Below are 18,768 nucleotides of genomic sequence, written 5' to 3' on the forward strand. Positions count from 1 at the left end.
TTATCATGATTAAATTAACTGGACTCTCAAAAAAATATAACGACACCTTGGTGGTTAGCGAGGCGAGCGCCCTGTTCCCATTAGGAGAAGTAACCTCAATTATCGGCCCGAATGGTGCGGGTAAAAGTACCCTACTTTCGATGGCTAGCCGCCTTACCGAAAGTGATGCCGGTGAAGTACTGATTGCGGGCAAACCACTGTCACAATGGAATACCCAAGAGCTATCTAAACGTTTAGCCGTGTTGCGCCAGTCGAACAACATTAATATGCGATTCACTATTCGTGAACTGGTTGCCTTTGGTCGCTTCCCGCACAGCAAGGGCCGCTTAACCGACGAAGATAACCGCATTATTGACGAAGCGCTTGAGCACCTGGATATCACTCATATTCAAAATAAGTTCTTGGATCAGCTTAGCGGCGGTCAACGTCAAATGGCCTTTATCGCCATGGTCGTGGCGCAAGATACTGACTATATCTTCCTAGATGAACCGTTGAATAACTTGGATATCAAGCACTCTGTTGAGATTATGCAGACTATCCGCCAGCTTGCCCATAAGATGAATAAAGCCGTTGTTATCGTGATCCACGATATCAACTTTGCATCGTGCTATTCAGATAACATCGTTGCGATGCGCAAAGGTGAAGTGATCAAAAGCGGTAAGGTCGATGAGGTCATCCAGCAGTCAATCATGGAAGATATCTACAATATCCCATTCAAGATCCAAGAAGTCGATGGCAGCCGTATCTGTATGTATTACGGTAGCTAACCCAGTCTGTTTCTGACAAAAAAGCGGCGAGTACCATGCTTTCAAAGCTGTGCACTCGCCGCTTTTCTTTTACTGTTGTTCAGGTAAACCGTGTTACCCCTGGACTGAAATAGGCTGAATTGCCGCTAATTCAAAACTGATAGCCCCCATCGGGCATGAAGTCCGGCATTGACCGCACCCGGTACAGTTTTCTTTAATTACCGTCGGGCGTTTATCAGTCAAATCAATTGCCTGTTTCGGGCACTCATCGGCGCACATATCACAGTAGCCATGTAACACCCGGCGACACGCACCGCTAAAGACCGGAATCATCCCCGTTGACGCTATATTGTTTGATAGTGCTTTAGTTGGGCAGGCTTTTTGGCATTCGCCACAGTCGGTGCAGAAATTACAATCCAAGTGTAGCTCTGGCTTACCATCGATCATGGCAATTACTTGCTGAGGGCATGCTTTTTCGCACTCACCACAACCATCGCATAACTTGGCTAACAAGATTTCATCTACCGCTTGGGGGGGACGGGCCACTTTGCGAGTAAAAGGCTCAGCGACGGCCGCTTGATGGGTTTTCTTCACCCCACCCAGCAAGCCACGGAACAGGCCTCGACGGCTCACTTGCTTATGCTCTAATACCGCTTTGTAATACTTCTCGCTTTTGTCTTCCATCGCCCTGCCCCTTATGTAAATTAACGGTATAAACGAACGATCCGATAATCTGCTTTTACCAACTGAGCAAACTGGCGCAATGTGCCTTCTGCAGCAAAGCTGATACCACGATAGAAGTCCGTATCTGCCTGTTCACGCATAATGTGCAGCATACGAGGCGCCCACGTCAGCACATGCTCGGTCAGAAATTTTTCTAATGCACAGAGTATTGGTGATGGTTTGTCTTCATCAATATCCTGCTGTAATGCCATTTCGGTTAGATGTGCAAGGAAAGTAAAAATCAGACCAATATGATCATCAGGCTCTCGTTCACCCGTATCTATTTCGATCCCGAATTGGGCATAGAAGGCTTTAATGGCCAATGTTGGCTGACCGAAGAGTATTTGTTCTTCGGTAAGGTAGACAGATGCCCAAGGTGCCGCTTTTAGTACATCAGGTCCAATGAAAAGGGCTTGGTAGTCATCCGCTAATGTTTTTAGATCGGGTTTGTATTTCAGCAACTCCAGACCTTGTACCAATGAATCATTATCTGCATCTAACGGCCACTGCCCGATCAATGCATTTTGGTAGATTGCATCAACAAAGTCAGCCGTTGGTGCTTGGTGAAAAGCTTGGTAGAAGAAACGGCTAACTAGTGATAAGCCTGCGACAGTTTGAAATTGTTGTTCGGTCATATTTTATCCAAAAAAGAAGACTGAATAATCAGCCTTCCTTGCTTAATCAAATAGAGAAGTAGCTTCTACGCTCAACATCTTAGGCAATTACATGCCTGCACTTGCGCTGATGTAAACATCGTAGAAGAAGGCACGGCCCATAAACTCAGAGACCAAAACCAGTACAAAGCTGGCAATCGCAACATGTTTAGCGTGGTAGCCCCCCTTCAGCGAACTCACTAGCCAGAATAATACACCAGCGAGTAGTAAACCAACACGCACGAATGCCAAACGGAATGAGTAATCAACCACTTCAAACGGGTTAACGTGAACGTTCAATTGACCTAACCATACCAAGTAAGCTGCGTAGCCCATCAGTGCTACAAGACCAAAGCCAGCAGCCGAGGCAGCTAGGTTTCGGTCTGCTTTAGCACCCAGTTCACCCATGCTTACAGACTGTGCGCGAAGCATCACTGCTGCTGCAATTGGGCCAAGTACCGCTGCAGTCATCAAGAACTGGAACGACGTAAATGGTGTATTCCAAGTTGGTACTGTCACTAGGGTATATACGTTAGCAATAGCCAGAATAAACACCACACCCAAGACCATCGCAATAGGTAGCAATAGCTTTCGCACTGCTGGCATCAAATTAAACAAACGCATACCGGTGTATGCTGCACCTGCGCCACCAAATAGGCTCAAGCCCACAATTTCCAAGCTCAACGCACTACCATGCGCCAAACCGAACATCACGTTGAACATACGGAATGGCTGGCCAAGGTGAGTGACAGAAGCAACCGCACCGATACCTAGCAGAACAAATACTGCGATGAAGCTACGGGTCATGCTTTGGGTCATGTTTTTTTCGTTTGGCTTGAACAGCATTTCAACCAAGCCAAGTGCGATGAACATACCGACCGCACCTTGTGCCAGTACGGTAAAGAAGACTAGTGATAACTGGCTCATGCGCCCACCTCCGTTGGGTTCTGGATACTACCCTTGGTATCGCCGCTTAGCTTGCTGTTTGAACAAGTGCTAACGATCAAGTTCGGACTGGTTAAACGTGGATCCGGTAAAGGTGCAATATCTGCACGCGCACCGTATTTGTGACGCAGCTCTTGAATTGGACCGAAATCAATCGCACGTAGTGGGCATGATTCCACACAAACCGGTTTCTGGCCTGTGCCGATACGTTCGTAACAGCCATCGCACTTAGTCATGTATTTCTTTTCTGGGTTGTACTGTGGGGCACCGTAAGGACACGCCATTTCACAGTAGCGACAACCTACACACACATCCTCATTAACCACAACCAAACCGTCTTCTTCACGCTTGTGCATCGCACCTGTCGGGCACGCTTTGGTACAGGCTGGGTTGCTACAGTGGTTACAACTAATAGACATGTAATAAGCAAACACGTCATTGGTGAAAGTACCGTCTTCATGCTGCACCCAATCACCACCAGCATACTCATACACACGACGCCAGTTAACGCCTACCGGTAGATCACTTTTGTCTTTACAAGATACTTGGCACGTTTTGCAGCCAGTACACTTACTGGTATCAACGTGGAAACCATATTGAGTCATTTACGCTTCTCCTTAGGCCTTGGCTACTTCAACTAGAATGGTGTGCTGTGGGTTACCTTTCGATAACGGAGTCGCACGCTGCGACGTTAGCGAGTTAATACAACCACCTTGGTCGACACCTTTCTTGTCTGGGCTGTACCAAGCACCTTGGCCCATCGCTGTTACACCAGGCATGATACGAGGAGTTACTTTAATCGCGACGCGGATTTCACCTCGGTCGTTCCATACTTTAACGAAATCACCACTCTTGAGGTTGCGCTTCGCGGCATCCATTGGGTTCATCCAGATACCGTCAAATACCGCTTCACGTAGCCACGGAATATTGTGGTAAGTAGAATGAGTACGGCCTTTGGTATGGTAACCGAATAGCTGTAACGGGAACTCTTTAGTTTTCGGGTCCAAATGGCTTTCCCAAGTTGTTACATATTGAGGGAGCGGTGTGATCACATCACCGTCCTTCAGATCCCACTCTTTGGCGATAGTTTCAAGCTTGGTCGAGTAAATTTCGATACGGCCAGATGGCGTACCTACAGGGTTAGCTTCTGGATCGTTACGGAAATCTTCCAGTGCAATACGGCCTTCTTTAGGCGCTACCACTGTATATGGGCCATCTTTGCGAAGTTTGTCCAAAGAAGGAATATTCGGATCTTGCTTCATGCGTTCGGCATACAAGTATTCCAGCCACTGATCACGGTTACGGCCTTCAGAGTACTGTTCATACAGACCAAAGCGCTTAGAAAGCTCGGCACACATCTGGTAAGCACTGCGTGTTTCGTACAGCGGTTCAATAGCACGAACTAACGGCCATAAGCCCGCCATAGACCCAGACGAGTAGCCATCAGAACTAACTTCGTTGTTTTCTATAGTGGTTACGTCTGGCAGTAGTAGATCGGCATAACGTGCTGATGCGGTCATGTGGTTGTCGCATACAACAATAAACTCAGCCAATGACTCATCTTTAATGATCTCAGCTTGACGGTTTAGATCGGCATGCTGGTTCATCAATACATTACCTGAGTAGGCAAGGATGAATTTGATTGGCGTACGCATGCGCTCATCACCTTGAATACCATCGGTCTTGTCGGTCATTTCCTCATGGCGCCAGATTGCATCGCTCCACTTAAAGAACGGTACTTTTACTTTCACGGGGTTAGAACCAACCGGAATACGCGGCGCTGGGTAACCGTAGTTAGCTGGCATATCACCGGTGTTAGTACCCGGAAGACCGATGTTACCCGTTAGGATTGGCAGCATAACGATAGCACGTGAAGTCTGCTCACCATTCGCCTGACGCTGGATACCAGTACCCTGTGTGATGAAACATGGCTTCGCTGTGCCAATTTCACGCGCCAGCTGGATAATCTTCTTCTCTGGAATACCCGTAACCCCTGCCGCCCATTTAGGTGTTTTCTCAAGACCGTCTGGGCCCTGACCTAGAATATGAGCTTTATAGTGACCGTTTGCCGGGGCACTTGCAGGTAGCGTCTTCTCATCGTAACCCTGACAGAACTTGTCTAGGAATGGTTGGTCAACTAAGTTCTCAGTGATCAAGACGTGAGCGATAGCTTCTACCAAGGCCGCATCGGTACCCGGACGAATGGCTAGCCACTCATCTTCTTTACCCAACATAGTGTCGGTATAACGCGGATCGATAATGATGGTACGGACATTCTTCTTGCGCTGGGCAGCAATATGCTCGTGGATCTCACCACCGCCACTCATACGCGTTTCAGCAGGGTTATAGCCAAACATGACCAGCAGCTCTGCGTTTTCAATTTCTGTCGTGTAAGAGCCGTATGCCGCTGCCTTTTTGTCACCATAGGTGAACGGCAGTGCGAACATGATCTGACCCCAACTGTAGTTTCCGTAGTAATCCAGGAAACCACCCATCATGTTAAATAGTCGCTTGAAGCAATCCTTACCGTCGGTACGATAACCTTGAGTACCCGAGCCGTAAGTAATGAAAATCGAGTCATTACCGTACTCTTTGATGGTGTACTTGAGTTTGTCTGCCATCAGATCTAGCGCTTCGTCCCAGCTAATACGCTCGAAACGGCCTTCACCACGCTCACCAACTCGCTTCATTGGGTATTTCAGGCGATCAGGGTTGTATACACGGTGCTTGATAGAACGGCCACGCAGACAGGCACGGATTTGGTGCTTACCAAATTCGCTATCGTCACCACGGTTATCGGTTTCGATCTGAGTGATGACGCCATCTTTAGTGTGAACACGAAGTGCACAGCGGCTACCACAGTTAACCATACAGGCAGACCAAACAGTATTTGTCTCGCCTACTTTTTCATTTTCTGTTGGTTTAGCCACCGCTTTTAAAGGCAGACCTGTACCTACAGTTGCAGCAGCACCCCCGACAGCGGCACTCCACTTAATAAAGCTACGGCGCTTCATTGGCGAAAGGATTGCTTCGTTTATCCAGTTTTTCATATTGCGACCATTATGAATGAGGAGTAAAACCATCCCCTTTGTAATTTGTTATAGAAAAACAATACAAATAAGACAGGCTGTTTTACATATTTATTATTTCGCTGATACTAAAGTAGTAGTGGTCGTGAATTAATGATCAGAATCAATTTAAGACACTATGTGATAATAAATTAATGCAGGCACGTATTTCCCGAGCAACAAGAGAGGAAAACAAACAGAAAGTAAAATATTTTATATTGATAAGAATATAAAACCTCACCTATAAGTCATTATTTTTAAGACAAAATACAATTAATAACCACTCGCAAATGATATATGAAACCACCATTAACCCCTTATTCATAATTTTAAATAAAATAGCTTTTTCTATTAATAAACCAGAAGAAACAAGAGTCATTTAAATAAATAAGAGCAATTAATCCTATTGAAAACATTCCTATAAATAAGCAACATAGGAACAACCTAGCGAATATAGGTAAAAAAGCCCCGATGCTTAATGCAAGCACCGGGGCCTAGTAAACTCATCTTTATTTATTAATGCTTAGCTATTTATTTCTAATTCCTTACTATCTTCTCGCTTAAGCGCTTTGTGGCCATCTTCAGTCACGCCTTCTTTCCAGTAACTGCTGAAGTAACACATTTTACGGTCTACATCTTTGTCTGACGTAATGTAACTACGGATCGCCCGCATTTCACTGAACTCACAAGCACACCATACCGCCAAACCGGAAGTGTCGAGATCAATCGCTTTAACACGATCAGACAGCGCGCTTTCAGCGCTAATGTTAACAACTAGCTCAATGCCTTCCGGAAGTACAAGTGGCTGCACATCATCTTTCGTCGGTACATCAAGAACAACATGACCTTTAGCGCTCTCAGGCAATAAAACCAGTTTGCCCTGCAACGCAGTTTGCGCTGTCATATCTGCTACCAACAAGAAGCGATCAGCTTCAACAGGCATCGCTTGAATTGGGCGAGGGCCTACCAAAGAGATAGTGTCACCGGCTTGCGCTTTGAGTGCCCATCGAGATGCGTAACCACCAACCTCAGGTGTCATATCACCATCAACTTCAGCCAGATCATGTTTGGCAACATCAATCGTGATGGTGCCTGCTTCATCCCTAGTTCCGGCTTGATAGCCTGAAACTGTAAAGGTACGCATCATCGGCCTTTTCCCTTCAGGTACTTGGCCGATATCAGTACTGCCATTCGCGGTAAAGAGGAACTTCACATACTGCCCAACACTGTCTTGCGAAAAGTGGTGGCTCCCTTCACCGCCAAGCGTCAAACGGATCATATTAGGGGTAACGAATTGTTTACCCACTACTGATAGCTTCTTTGGACTCATCGCCTGGGCCATGTAATACTCCACAAAAAAAGTGATAATAATATTGATTATCACTTATATTTTTGTGTTACTTCAACTTAAAATTCGCCACCATTGCATTTAACTGGCCATTGGTAACAGCAAGTTGCTCGGTACTGGTGACAGAATCATCAGCATTACGATTTAGCTCATTGATCATGTCGTGAATCGCAATCATATTCTTGTTCACTTCTTCCGTTACCACGCTCTGTTCATTGGCTGAAGTGGCAATTTGGGTAGTGAGATCGTTAATCTGACCAATCGAGTTGGTCATCGATTCCAATGACGCCATAACATTGGCAGTATGCTCGACTGTCTGGGCACAACTGCCACGAGTAACACCCATCGACTGAACAACAGCAGACGTCGCTTTGCGCAAATCAGATAACATGATATCGATTTCAGAGGTGCTCTGTTGCGTTCTTGCCGCCAACGCCCTTACCTCATCAGCGACAACAGCAAACCCTCTGCCCTGCTCACCAGCCCGTGCGGCTTCGATAGCAGCATTTAGCGCCAGCAAATTTGTTTGTTCTGCTATTTCACCAATGACATGCAACACAGCATCGATTTTTTCAAAATCCTTACTCATAGTCTGGATAGATTCTGACATACCTTCCACTTCAGTCGAGAGCTGGTTCACACTACTAGAAGCGATCTTTACCACATCCTTAGATTTCTCGGCTTCAACATTGGTTGCATGGGTAAAGTCAGCAGCACTCTTGCCACTATGCGCCACAGATTCTGCCGTCGCACTCATTTCGTTTATGGCTGTCACCACTTTTTCAGTTTCTTGAGTATGGCGAGTAAGTAGAGATTTGTTAGAGTCCGCTTTTCCTTTAAGGGCCGTCACTTCATGCTCAATTGCCTGGCTTGATTGCGACACCTCCAGCATCATTTTCTGCAAGTTTTCAATAAACTGATTAATGCCCGAGGCAATCTTACCTAGATCATCATTGCTGTATACATCCAATCGTCGTGTTAAATCGGCATCTCCTCTGGACAGGCCGACGATGATGTTTCTCAACGCGCTAAGGTGCTTGAAGATAGTATTGATAAAAAGAATACTAAGAGGAATAGAAATCAATGCCACCAGCACGAGTGCCATCGTAATGCTGCCACTTAAAGTATTCGTATTTTGCTGAATATAACCCCGATCAATGTAGCCTGTCAGGGTCCATTGACTATCACCAACAGCAAACTGATTAGTATAAGGGATAAGATCGCCATCAACCCTGTTACTAAACAGCACAGTGCCTTTATTATCTTTCAAATCAAAGTAACTACCTTCAACCGAAGATTGAGAAAGTAACTGTTGAGTACTCCTCAAGTCGAGATAAAGGACATCACCACCATTACTGCTAGGTACCGTTATTGATATTAATGGGATATCATTTTGATAGAAAATATCACTAACAGTCGTTCCATGTGCTCTATTTACAAGTTCAATATAGTGACTTGCTGCTGTTTCGTCATCAACACGCCCTTTATCAGTTATAACAAAATCAGAAATCACCTTCGCTGCCGCATAAAATCCAGCTCGCTCTGCCACCTCTTGGATACTGGTTATATCTAAGCTAATATTCTCAGAAATCAGAACCTTATTACGGATATCATCATACAGCTTATCTTTTACCAAGTTGATTTGCGCATTAATATTTTTGGCATCACTGTCAAAAATATATCGACTTAAATAATAATTGACGCTAAAGAATGAGGTAATCACCGTTGCTATTAATATAGCTATCAAAGTGGTAATAATTTTAACTTTAAACGATAGTATCTTTGCCATATTTTATCCCTGTGTGGCAAGTGTTTGGTAAGAGAAACAACCCATAGGCAAATGGGGAAGAAACACCATACATGGAGCGCCAAAAAATAAATGTCGGTTTGATCTATAAATAAAAAAAAGGCCCGATAATCGGGCCAAAAGTTGGTAAATATATACACAAACTATAGGTGTATAAGGACTTTTTATTTTTTGAAGAATGCACGTTTAAGGGCCATTTCTAGGCCTCGTACTTCCGCAAGTCCTTTTAAACGACCAATCGCAGAATAACCTGGATTTGTTTTTTTCTTAAGGTCGTCCAGCATCTGGTGACCATGGTCAGGACGCATAGGGATCAAACGGGTATTACCCACTTCTTCACGACGTTGTTCTTCTTCCAAAATGGCCATTACGACATTGTACATGTCAACATCACCATCAAGGTGGGCCGCTTCATGGAAGCTCATTTGGTTTTCTTCGCGCTGAGTAGAACGCAAATGAGTAAAGTAAATACGGTCGCCATGCTGTTTGATCATGTTAACCAAATCATTGTCACCACGCACACCGTAAGAGCCTGTACACATGGTAATACCATTATTTTGGCTTGGTACTTCAGACGTCAACCAATTGATATCTTCAATCGTAGACACGATTCGTGGCAGACCAAGAATTGGGCGCGGTGGATCATCAGGGTGAACCGCCATCTTCAAACCATTCGCATCACAAATAGGCATTAATTCTTTTAAGAAATGTGCCATGTGCTGACGAAGATCATCTTTACTGATACCAGCGTAGCGATCAAGCTGAGCTTGAAACTCTTCCAGAGTGTACCCTTCTTCTGCACCTGGAAGGCCAGCAATAATATTACCGGTTAACTTAGCAATGTCTGCGTCAGACATATTATTAAAATAGTCTTGAGCTTGTGCTTGCTCTTCTGCTGAATAATCGTTTTCAGCACCAGGGCGCTTAAGAATATGTAATTCAAACGCAGCAAAAGCAATTTGATCAAAACGCAGAGCTTTAGAACCATCCGCCATTTCAAATTCTAAATCAGTACGAGTCCAATCGAGAACAGGCATAAAGTTATAACAAACCGTATCAATACCGCATTCAGCAAGATTACGTAATGTTTGTTTGTAATTATCAATCCACTGTTGGTAGTTGCCTGTTTGCGTTTTAATTTCTTCGTGTACAGGCACGCTTTCAACAACAGACCAAGTTAATCCTTTCGCTTCAATAATTTCTTTTCGCTTAAGAATTTCTTCTTTAGTCCACACTTCACCATTAGGAATATGGTGTAATGCGTTGACTATACCTGTTGCACCAGCCTGACGAATATCATCAAGAGAAACAGGATCGTTAGGGCCATACCAGCGCCAGGTTTGTTCCATGACAATCACCTTTTTACAGACATACTTAACCCGCTTGAACATTTTCAAGTTAAGTATTTTTGACTTTAAAATAACAGCTAATAATTAACTGTCAGAAAATAGAGGCCAATATATATTGGCCAGCACCATTAATTATGATTGATGTTTATTCACCACCAAGGAGAACAACCGGATTAGAGCTAAATAAATAACCATCAAAATTCGGATCATCAATATCAGAAAGTTCTAATAAGCGTTGCTTTACATTTTCAAGGTGTTGCCACATAGCATTCTTAGCCGCAATTGGATCTTTACGCTGCATTGCAGCCAGGATCTTAGCATGATCTTCCAACCACTCTTCACGATATGCCGTATCATTAATGTGACTGTGAAGCTTTTTCCACATAGGGCTTTGCTCACGACGTTCCCAAGAATGCTTTAACATATCGACCAACACTGAATTTTGAGTCGCTTCTGCGATACAAAGGTGGAACTGCTCATCACCAGTGCAGTTCATAGAACCACTTGCGATTTCATTTCGTTCCAATTCAAGTGCAGCACGCATTTTAACAATGTCACTTGGCGTCACTTGAATAGCAGCAAATTCAGCTATGTTACTTTCAAGTAACTGCCTTGCTTGCAGCATTTCAAACGGGCCTGCGTCATCGCTGATCACATTCTCACGAGTGTTAGAGTGGTTAGGAATATTAAGTACATATACTCCTGACCCTTTTTTAACCTCAACAAGATTTTCCAACTCGAGCATAATAATCGCTTCACGTACCACGGTACGACTGACATCAAGCCTGTCAGCGATATCACGCTCTGGTGGTAAACGATCCCCAACTTGGTAATGACCGTCTCTTAGCTCTTGTCTTAATACCAACCCTAACTCTTGATAAGGGCGTTTTGGTTCAAAAGGCATCATGATGATATTTTCACTATTTTCCATTGCACTATTACGCCATCATAATGACCAAATAAAATTGGTCAACCTCTATATCGAAAAGTGTGGCAACACTTTGTTATTACGTTTATTTTGTTTGTGATTTCATATTATTGAACAGCTTGGATACGCTCAACAATTTCATTCAACTCAGGGTTTGATGTTTCTAGCGCATCATACATTGGCTGTACAGCTTCAACGAATGCGGTTTTGTTTGGTTTCACAAACTTAACACCCAGCTTTTCAGCATTTGCGCGCTCTTCTGCTTCAGATTCAGCCCAAAGCTTCTTCATTAACTCCATCGAGTTCATTGATGCTGTTTTCAGTGCTTCACGGTGCTCTTCAGAAAGGCCATCGTACGCTTTAGTCGAAATAACCAGTACATCCGGAACCATGGTGTGCTCGTCTAGGCTGAAGTACTTAGAAACTTCACCATGACGGCTCAAACTAAATGATGGAATGTTATTTTCAGCAGCATCAACAACACCTTGCTGAAGAGCAGTATATAGTTCACCGTACGCTAGCGGTGTAGGGCTTCCACCCAATGCGTTAACCATTGCAATTGCAGAAGGGCTTGGCTGAACACGAATCTTCATACCTTTTAGATCTTCAGGCGTATTGATTGGCTTAGAAGTATAGAAACTACGTGCACCTGCATCATAATAAGTCACACCAACAAAGCCACTGTCACGTGAAGAAGCTAGGATCTCTTCACCAACTTCGCCTTCCTTAACATTGTAGTAGTGTGATTTATCACGGAAAAGGTATGGAAGGTTAAAGGCAGCATAAGCTGGGGCAAATGCTTCTAGCTCAGCAGCATTAGTCTTCACCATTTCTAGTGCACCGTTTTGCATCAGCTCCATTGACTCACGCTGGGTACCAAGCTGCGCATCTGGGTAGATACGGATACGAACTTCACCATCTGTAAGAGCACGTACTTCTTTTGCCATCGCGTCCATTGCTTGGTGTACCGCATGGTCACGTGGGTGGTTATGGCTTAGCTTTAGCGTTGTTGCAGCGTATGCAGAAGCTGTTGCACCAAAAGTTAATGCTGCGCCGATTACTGCTGTTAACACATTCTTACGTGTCATCATTATTGTTATCTCCGTGAGATTGGTAATCCATTTATGTAGGGTATGTTTGCTTACGGAGCCAATATTGTCGCCAAATGGATAAACCGTCAAACCTAAAACATCAATTGGTTGACCTGTATCACAATAAACACCCCGAAATTGGTCAACCAATACAAATGTGATGCTCCTCACATGACTTTTTACCGCCCTTCCCTATAATTTCAGCCAGAAATGACCGTGTCTATGCATAGAACTTATTAATATTTTCTTACATTGGTTAACCAAACCATAGGGCACGAATCCCCATTGAAAGGAACTGAAGATGAACAAACTGGTTGGTTATATAAATAGAGGGTTGGCGATGTTTACTGTATCGCTGTCTTCTTTCTTGGTTTTCTGTGTAATTTGGCAGGTAATTTCACGCTACGTCATTGGTAAACCAAGCACTGTTACTGACGAACTAGCTCGCTATCTATTTATGTGGGTTGCTTTAATTGGTGCCGCCTACACCACAGGTCAAAAACGTCACCTAGCTATCGATCTTCTCACAATGAAATTAAGTGGTAAGCGAAAGTTAATCAACGAAATTGTTATCCAGCTTTCAATTGCCGCTTTTGCTTTCATCGTTTTGGTATATGGAGGCACCAACCTAGCGCTAAAAACACTGTCAACAGGACAGGTGACACCGGCCCTAGGCCTTGAAATGGGCTACATATATTTCTGCCTACCAATTAGTGGAGCGCTAATGATCTTCTACTCCGCTGTTTTCGGCTATGAAAAACTGTCGCAACTACTCTCTGGCAATATCCCAGCCGCTGAAGCCCAACAGAATTAATTAAATAAAGGATTACCACTATGGAATGGCAAGTCATTCTCACACTCTTTGGTAGCTTTGCAGTTCTCCTCACTTTGGGGATCCCTGTTTCTTTTGCTATCGGTTTATCGTCGCTTGCAACAATCATGATGAGCTTACCGCTTGAGCCAGCGATTGCGGTTGTCGCACAACGTATGGCCGCTGGTCTGGATAACTTTGCACTATTAGCTATCCCGTTCTTTATCTTAGCCGGTAACATCATGAACCAAGGCGGTATCGCTATCCGTCTGATCAATTTCGCCAAAGTATTAGGTGGCCGACTACCGGGCTCACTAGCACACGTAAACGTTATGGCTAACATGATGTTTGGTTCAATTTCTGGCTCGGCTGTAGCATCTGCGGCTGCGGTTGGTGGCACCATGTCGCCACTACAGAAAGCAGATGGTTACGATGAACACTTCTCGGCAGCGGTTAACATTACCTCTTGCCCAACAGGCTTGTTGATCCCGCCAAGTAATACATTGATCGTATTCTCATTGGTTTCTGGAGGCACATCGATTGCGGCTCTTTTCTTGGGTGGTTACATTCCAGGGATCATCATGGGTCTTAGCTTGATGTGTGTCGCAGGTTTTATTGCTAAACGCCGTGGCTATCCACTTGCACCTAAGCCAACCCTGGCACAAGTGTGGGACACACTACTTAAAGCGCTTCCTTCACTGATGCTTATCGTCATCATTATGGGCGGTATTATTGGTGGTATCTTCACCGCAACAGAAGCCTCAGCCATTGCGGTTGTCTATACCTTCATACTCGCCGTGTTGATTTACCGCGAAGTGAAGTTCAAAGACTTACCGAAAATCATTCTGGAATCAGCAGTAACGACCTCAATTGTTTTGCTGCTGGTCGGTGCTTCAATGGGTATGTCTTGGGCGATGGCCAATGCCGATATCCCTTATATGATTGCCGATGCCCTACTGGCTGTCTCTGAAAATCCATTGGTTATCCTGCTGATCATCAACTTAATCCTATTGATTGTTGGTATCTTCATGGATATGACGCCAGCGGTTCTTATCTTTACGCCAATCTTCCTACCTATCGCTCTAGACCTAGGTATCGACCCAGTTCACTTCGGTATCATGATGACCTTTAACTTAGCGATTGGTATCTGTACACCGCCGGTAGGTAGCGCACTGTTTATCGGTTGTTCGGTGGCTAAAGTGTCCATCGATAAGATCATCAAACCGCTGCTGCCATTTTATGCCGCACTGATTGTTGCGCTGCTAGCTGTAACCTTTATTCCTCAGCTTAGCCTGTTCCTACCAGGTCTAGTTCTAGGTTACTAATCAAGTAGTTCACTTCCCCAATTTAACATTCCGCCAGCATAGCTGGCGGAATCAAGGACAAAACAATGGATAATATCGCTAACAAAAACGTAAACACACAAGTCATTCGCCCTAACTACGATCGTTCAGCACTAAAAAGCCGTATCGTTCACCTTGGCTTTGGTGCTTTCCACCGAGCCCACCAAGCATTGTTTACCAATGAAATGCTGGAAAAAACCGGCAGCAACTGGGGAATTTGTGAAATTAACCTCTTCGGCGGCGAAGAGCTGATTACCCAACTACGCGAACAAGAACATCTATATACTGTGGCAGAAAAAGGGGCGAAAGAAACAGTCGTCAAGATGATCGGTTCAGTCACTGAATCATTGCATCCAAGCTTCGATGGTCAACGAGCGGTACTTGAAAAAATGGCAGAAGAGCAAGTTGCCATCGTTTCAATGACAATTACAGAAAAAGGCTACTGTGCCGACCCTGCAACCGGCCGTTTGGATAAGAACAATGGACTTATCAAAGCCGATCTTGAAACCCCTCGCGAGCCAAAGTCTGCAATTGGCTATATCGTCGAAGCACTGCGTATTCGCCGTGAACTTGGCCTTGCACCATTTACCGTAATGTCATGTGATAACGTACAAGAAAACGGCCATGTGGCCCGTGCTGCTGTACTGGACTTTGCCAACTTAGTTGACCAAGAATTGGCTGGTTGGATTGAAGCTAATGTGACCTTCCCCTGCACCATGGTTGACCGCATCGTTCCAGCAGCAACACCGGAAACCTTAACTGAAATTACCGAACTGGTTGGCGTTGCAGACCCATGTGGTATTGCTTGTGAGCCGTTCCGCCAGTGGGTGATCGAAGACAACTTCGTTAATGGCCGTCCTGAGTGGGATGTAGCTGGTGCAGAGTTTGTTGCAGATGTCGTACCTTTTGAGGAAATGAAACTGCGCATGCTAAACGGCAGCCACTCGTTTCTTGCTTACTTAGGCTACCTGGGCGGCTACCAACATATTTCAGACACCATGACCAACGAAAGTTACCGCAAAGCAGCTTTCGACATGATGATGCAGGCACAAGCGCCTACCCTAAGCATGCCTAAGGGCACTGATCTTGAAGCTTACGCCAAGCTACTTATCGAGCGTTTTACCAACCCAAGCCTGAAGCATCAAACATGGCAAATTGCGATGGATGGTAGCCAAAAGATCCCTCAGCGCATGGGTGGCTCGCTGCGTCATCACCTCGCCGCGGGATCTGATTACAAGTGGTTGGCGATGGGCATTGCCGGCTGGATGACCTACATCAGCGGTGTGGATGAAAAAGCCAACCCAATTGATGTTCGCGACCCTATGGTTAACCAATTCAAAGCTATCTACCAAGAGCACGGTATTAATACCTCGGCCGTTAAAGCCATTTTAGGTATTGAGGCTGTTTTCGGTACGGATTTGATCCAAAACGATGAATTCGTTGACGCTGTCACTAAAGCTTACCAACTAATCCTTACCAAAGGCGCTCGTGCCGCCGTCGCATCCCTATAACCCATTTCAACAGTGGGCGACATGCTCGCCCACTGTTTCTTCGGAGCCAATACTGATGAAAAACTTCCTTTGTGATGACTTCCTACTGTCCAACGAAATTGCGCGCGTGCTCTACCATGATTACGCCAAGGACATGCCAATTTATGACTACCACTGCCACCTGAACCCACAAGAAGTGGCTGAGAACCGTCGCTTCGATAATATTGGCCAAATGTGGTTAGAAGGCGATCACTACAAGTGGCGTGGTATGCGTGCAGCGGGTATCCCTGAAGCCTTAATTACAGGCAAAGAAACATCTGATTTCGATAAGTACATGGCATGGGCTAAAACCGTCCCTCAAACACTGGGCAACCCACTTTACCACTGGACCCACCTTGAGCTTCGCCGCCCATTTGGTATGACCGGTAAACTGTTTGGTCCTGAGACAGCAGAAGGTATTTGGCACGAATGTAATGAAATGCTAGCTAGCCCAGAATTTTCAGCTCGCGGCATTATGAAACAGATGAATGTGGTCATGGCGGGCACAACCGATGACCCAATTCACTCACTAGAACACCATAAAGCCATTGCTGCAGATCAAAGCTGTGACATCGAAGTCGCCCCAAGCTGGCGACCAGATCGTGCATTCAAAATCGAGCTAGACGGCTTTGTTGAATATATGCAGCTTCTAGGCGAAACCGCCGATATCGAAATTTCCTGTTTTGCTGACTTACTGACAGCCCTTGATCGCCGCCTAGATCACTTCGCAGCGCACGGTTGTCGCGCAGCAGACCACGGCATCGAAATCGTACGCTACGGCAAAGTCCCGTCAGAATCAGCACTGAACACTATGATCACTCGCCGTCTGGCTGGCGAAGTACTTTCTGAAGAAGAAGTCGATCAATTCAGCACCGCGGTGCAAGTCTGGCTTGGCAAGCAATACGCTAAGCGTGGTTGGGTAATGCAGCTACACATTGGTGCCCAACGCAACAATAGTACGCGTATGTTCAAGTTGCTTGGCGCTGATGCCGGTTTTGATTCGATTGGTGACCGTCCGTTTGCTTTCCAGCTGGCCTCTCTTCTGGATGACATGGATTTCAGCAATGAGCTGCCAAAAACAATTATTTACTGCCTGAACCCGCGTGACAATGAAATGATGGCAACCATGATCGGTAACTTCCAAGGCGGTGGTATTGCCGGCAAAGTACAGTTCGGTTCTGGTTGGTGGTTCAACGACCAGAAAGACGGTATGCAACGCCAAATGGAGCAATTGTCGCAACTTGGCCTACTAAGCCAGTTCGTAGGTATGCTGACCGACTCACGTAGCTTCCTGTCTTATACACGCCATGAGTATTTCCGTCGCATTCTGTGCAACATGATTGGTCAATGGGTAGAGAATGGTGAGGTGCCTAACGACATCAACATGCTCGGCAATATGGTACAGGATATCTGCTTCGGCAACGCCAAGCGCTACTTCACCCTTCCTGGAGAGCAAGCATGAAACGCATAGCCCTTATCGGCGAGTGCATGATCGAGCTCAATGGTTCACCGTTTGGTGATATGCAGCAGACATATGGTGGCGATTCGCTGAATACCGCCGTCTATCTGGCTCGTACAGCAGGCCAAACAGCTCACATTGAGTATGTCTCTGCCCTTGGTAACGATGCGATTAGCGAAGGTATGTTACAGCGATGGCGACACGAAGGGGTAGGAACTGAGTTGGTACTACGAGACGGCTCTCGCCAACCGGGACTGTACCTGATCCAATTAGACGAAAAGGGCGAGCGTACCTTCTTGTATTGGCGCAACCAGTCTGCGGCCCGTTATATGATGCAGCATCCAGAATTTGCCCGTGTTGCTGAGCAACTAACAAAAATGGATATGGTTTACCTGAGCGGAATAAGCTTAGCTATTTTACCTCACCAAGATCGCCAGCAGCTTATTGACCTACTTGGCCAACTTGCAAACTCAGGAGTCGAGATACTCTTCGACTCCAACTACCGCCCAGCTCTATGGGATTCAGCCGAGCAAGCCCGTGAATGTTATCGCCAAATATTTGCCGTTACGTCACTGGCGCTGGTTACCAATGACGATGAAGCCAACCTATGGGGTGATGTCAGCGAAGAAGCCACCTTAGAAAGACTCAAATTGGCAGGGGTCAAAAAAGCCGTTGTGAAAATGGGAGCCAAAGGTAACTACTTTGAGGATTTCACTACGCAAACGCGCACGTTTGTCGCGACAACACCAGTAAAAGAGGTCATAGATACAACGTCAGCAGGTGATTCATTCAATGCCGGTTTCATGGCTGGCTTACTCCAGGGAAAATCACCGGTGGCATGTTCCGAGCAAGGCCATCAACTAGCTGGCACGGTGATCCAGCATAAAGGCGCGATTATCCCAGTTGAAGCAATGGCACACATTCAGTTTTTCAACGAATAACCCACTCTACAGAGCAAGAACAAAGGA

The 18,768-nt window shown here is 45.5% G+C and carries 16 protein-coding genes; 6 read left to right on the forward strand and 10 right to left on the reverse strand.

The window, feature by feature from the left end:
- Positions 1–5: 5 nt before the first annotated feature.
- On the forward strand, positions 6–767 hold the full coding sequence (locus tag ACVA58_RS09055; RefSeq protein WP_446510106.1) for an iron ABC transporter ATP-binding protein: 762 nt from the start codon (positions 6–8) through the stop codon (positions 765–767).
- Between the two features lie 93 nt (positions 768–860).
- Here ACVA58_RS09055 and ACVA58_RS09060 read toward each other — a convergent pair whose 3' ends face one another.
- The 10 genes from ACVA58_RS09060 to ACVA58_RS09105 form a co-directional block, all read right to left on the reverse strand.
- Positions 861–1,430: a 4Fe-4S binding protein gene (locus ACVA58_RS09060; protein WP_446510107.1), complete on the reverse strand. Its 570-nt coding sequence runs from the start codon at positions 1,428–1,430 to the stop codon at positions 861–863.
- Positions 1,431–1,450: 20 nt separating this feature from the next.
- Positions 1,451–2,104 carry a TorD/DmsD family molecular chaperone gene (locus ACVA58_RS09065; RefSeq protein ID WP_446510108.1) on the reverse strand — a complete coding sequence of 218 codons (654 nt, stop codon included), beginning with the start codon at positions 2,102–2,104 and terminating at the stop codon, positions 1,451–1,453.
- A gap of 87 nt (positions 2,105–2,191) precedes the next feature.
- On the reverse strand, positions 2,192–3,049 hold the full coding sequence (locus tag ACVA58_RS09070; RefSeq protein ID WP_446510109.1) for a dimethyl sulfoxide reductase anchor subunit family protein: 858 nt from the start codon (positions 3,047–3,049) through the stop codon (positions 2,192–2,194).
- Positions 3,046–3,672: a DMSO/selenate family reductase complex B subunit gene (locus tag ACVA58_RS09075; RefSeq protein ID WP_446510110.1), complete on the reverse strand. Its 627-nt coding sequence runs from the start codon at positions 3,670–3,672 to the stop codon at positions 3,046–3,048. The genes ACVA58_RS09070 and ACVA58_RS09075 overlap by 4 nt, the downstream gene beginning before the upstream one ends.
- Before the next feature lie 12 nt (positions 3,673–3,684).
- On the reverse strand, positions 3,685–6,117 hold the full coding sequence (locus tag ACVA58_RS09080; RefSeq protein WP_446510111.1) for a DMSO/selenate family reductase complex A subunit: 2,433 nt from the start codon (positions 6,115–6,117) through the stop codon (positions 3,685–3,687).
- A gap of 541 nt (positions 6,118–6,658) precedes the next feature.
- Complete coding sequence (locus ACVA58_RS09085) at positions 6,659–7,477, reverse strand: siderophore-interacting protein (protein WP_446510112.1); 819 nt, start codon at positions 7,475–7,477, stop codon at positions 6,659–6,661.
- 55 nt (positions 7,478–7,532) lie between these two features.
- Positions 7,533–9,272, reverse strand: coding sequence for a methyl-accepting chemotaxis protein (locus tag ACVA58_RS09090; RefSeq protein WP_446510113.1), 1,740 nt, complete (start codon positions 9,270–9,272; stop codon positions 7,533–7,535).
- A 182-nt stretch (positions 9,273–9,454) separates the two neighbouring features.
- Positions 9,455–10,639, reverse strand: a complete 1,185-nt coding sequence (uxuA, locus tag ACVA58_RS09095; protein WP_446510114.1) for a mannonate dehydratase — start codon at positions 10,637–10,639, stop codon at positions 9,455–9,457.
- A gap of 145 nt (positions 10,640–10,784) precedes the next feature.
- The gene (locus ACVA58_RS09100) at positions 10,785–11,570 is read right to left on the reverse strand and encodes an FCD domain-containing protein (protein WP_446510115.1); all 786 of its coding nucleotides are present in this window, start codon (positions 11,568–11,570) and stop codon (positions 10,785–10,787) included.
- 104 nt (positions 11,571–11,674) lie between these two features.
- On the reverse strand, positions 11,675–12,658 hold the full coding sequence (locus tag ACVA58_RS09105) for a TRAP transporter substrate-binding protein (RefSeq protein WP_446510116.1): 984 nt from the start codon (positions 12,656–12,658) through the stop codon (positions 11,675–11,677).
- Positions 12,659–12,959: 301 nt separating this feature from the next.
- Between ACVA58_RS09105 and ACVA58_RS09110 the strand changes: the two genes are divergently transcribed.
- The 5 genes from ACVA58_RS09110 to ACVA58_RS09130 all read left to right on the forward strand — a co-directional run bounded on the left by ACVA58_RS09110 (position 12,960) and on the right by ACVA58_RS09130 (position 18,741).
- A complete protein-coding gene (locus tag ACVA58_RS09110) occupies positions 12,960–13,472 on the forward strand; it encodes a TRAP transporter small permease (protein WP_446510117.1) in 513 nt (170 codons plus the stop codon).
- Between the two features lie 20 nt (positions 13,473–13,492).
- Positions 13,493–14,794, forward strand: coding sequence for a TRAP transporter large permease (locus tag ACVA58_RS09115; protein WP_446510118.1), 1,302 nt, complete (start codon positions 13,493–13,495; stop codon positions 14,792–14,794).
- 65 nt (positions 14,795–14,859) lie between these two features.
- Positions 14,860–16,323 carry a fructuronate reductase gene (locus ACVA58_RS09120; RefSeq protein ID WP_446510119.1) on the forward strand — a complete coding sequence of 488 codons (1,464 nt, stop codon included), beginning with the start codon at positions 14,860–14,862 and terminating at the stop codon, positions 16,321–16,323.
- Between the two features lie 55 nt (positions 16,324–16,378).
- Positions 16,379–17,803 (forward strand): glucuronate isomerase, encoded by a 1,425-nt coding sequence (uxaC, locus tag ACVA58_RS09125; protein ID WP_446510120.1) that lies wholly within the window; start codon positions 16,379–16,381, stop codon positions 17,801–17,803.
- A complete protein-coding gene (locus ACVA58_RS09130; protein WP_446510121.1) occupies positions 17,800–18,741 on the forward strand; it encodes a sugar kinase in 942 nt (313 codons plus the stop codon). The genes uxaC and ACVA58_RS09130 overlap by 4 nt, the downstream gene beginning before the upstream one ends.
- Positions 18,742–18,768: the final 27 nt, after the last annotated feature.

The organism is Photobacterium sp. DNB22_13_2 (assembly GCF_052873915.1).

What these genes read in the sequence shown, in the direction of transcription:
- uxuA (WP_446510114.1), bottom strand. Translation starts at nt 10,639, where the DNA reads ATGGAACAAACCTGGCGCTGGTATGGCCCTAACGATCCTGTTTCTCTT.
- ACVA58_RS09075 (WP_446510110.1), bottom strand. Translation starts at nt 3,672, where the DNA reads ATGACTCAATATGGTTTCCACGTTGATACCAGTAAGTGTACTGGCTGC.
- uxaC (WP_446510120.1), top strand. Translation starts at nt 16,379, where the DNA reads ATGAAAAACTTCCTTTGTGATGACTTCCTACTGTCCAACGAAATTGCG.
- ACVA58_RS09060 (WP_446510107.1), bottom strand. Translation starts at nt 1,430, where the DNA reads ATGGAAGACAAAAGCGAGAAGTATTACAAAGCGGTATTAGAGCATAAG.
- ACVA58_RS09105 (WP_446510116.1), bottom strand. Translation starts at nt 12,658, where the DNA reads ATGATGACACGTAAGAATGTGTTAACAGCAGTAATCGGCGCAGCATTA.
- ACVA58_RS09115 (WP_446510118.1), top strand. Translation starts at nt 13,493, where the DNA reads ATGGAATGGCAAGTCATTCTCACACTCTTTGGTAGCTTTGCAGTTCTC.
- ACVA58_RS09130 (WP_446510121.1), top strand. Translation starts at nt 17,800, where the DNA reads ATGAAACGCATAGCCCTTATCGGCGAGTGCATGATCGAGCTCAATGGT.
- ACVA58_RS09110 (WP_446510117.1), top strand. Translation starts at nt 12,960, where the DNA reads ATGAACAAACTGGTTGGTTATATAAATAGAGGGTTGGCGATGTTTACT.
- ACVA58_RS09065 (WP_446510108.1), bottom strand. Translation starts at nt 2,104, where the DNA reads ATGACCGAACAACAATTTCAAACTGTCGCAGGCTTATCACTAGTTAGC.
- ACVA58_RS09085 (WP_446510112.1), bottom strand. Translation starts at nt 7,477, where the DNA reads ATGGCCCAGGCGATGAGTCCAAAGAAGCTATCAGTAGTGGGTAAACAA.
- ACVA58_RS09120 (WP_446510119.1), top strand. Translation starts at nt 14,860, where the DNA reads ATGGATAATATCGCTAACAAAAACGTAAACACACAAGTCATTCGCCCT.
- ACVA58_RS09055 (WP_446510106.1), top strand. Translation starts at nt 6, where the DNA reads ATGATTAAATTAACTGGACTCTCAAAAAAATATAACGACACCTTGGTG.
- ACVA58_RS09080 (WP_446510111.1), bottom strand. Translation starts at nt 6,117, where the DNA reads ATGAAAAACTGGATAAACGAAGCAATCCTTTCGCCAATGAAGCGCCGT.
- ACVA58_RS09100 (WP_446510115.1), bottom strand. Translation starts at nt 11,570, where the DNA reads ATGGAAAATAGTGAAAATATCATCATGATGCCTTTTGAACCAAAACGC.
- ACVA58_RS09070 (WP_446510109.1), bottom strand. Translation starts at nt 3,049, where the DNA reads ATGAGCCAGTTATCACTAGTCTTCTTTACCGTACTGGCACAAGGTGCG.
- ACVA58_RS09090 (WP_446510113.1), bottom strand. Translation starts at nt 9,272, where the DNA reads ATGGCAAAGATACTATCGTTTAAAGTTAAAATTATTACCACTTTGATA.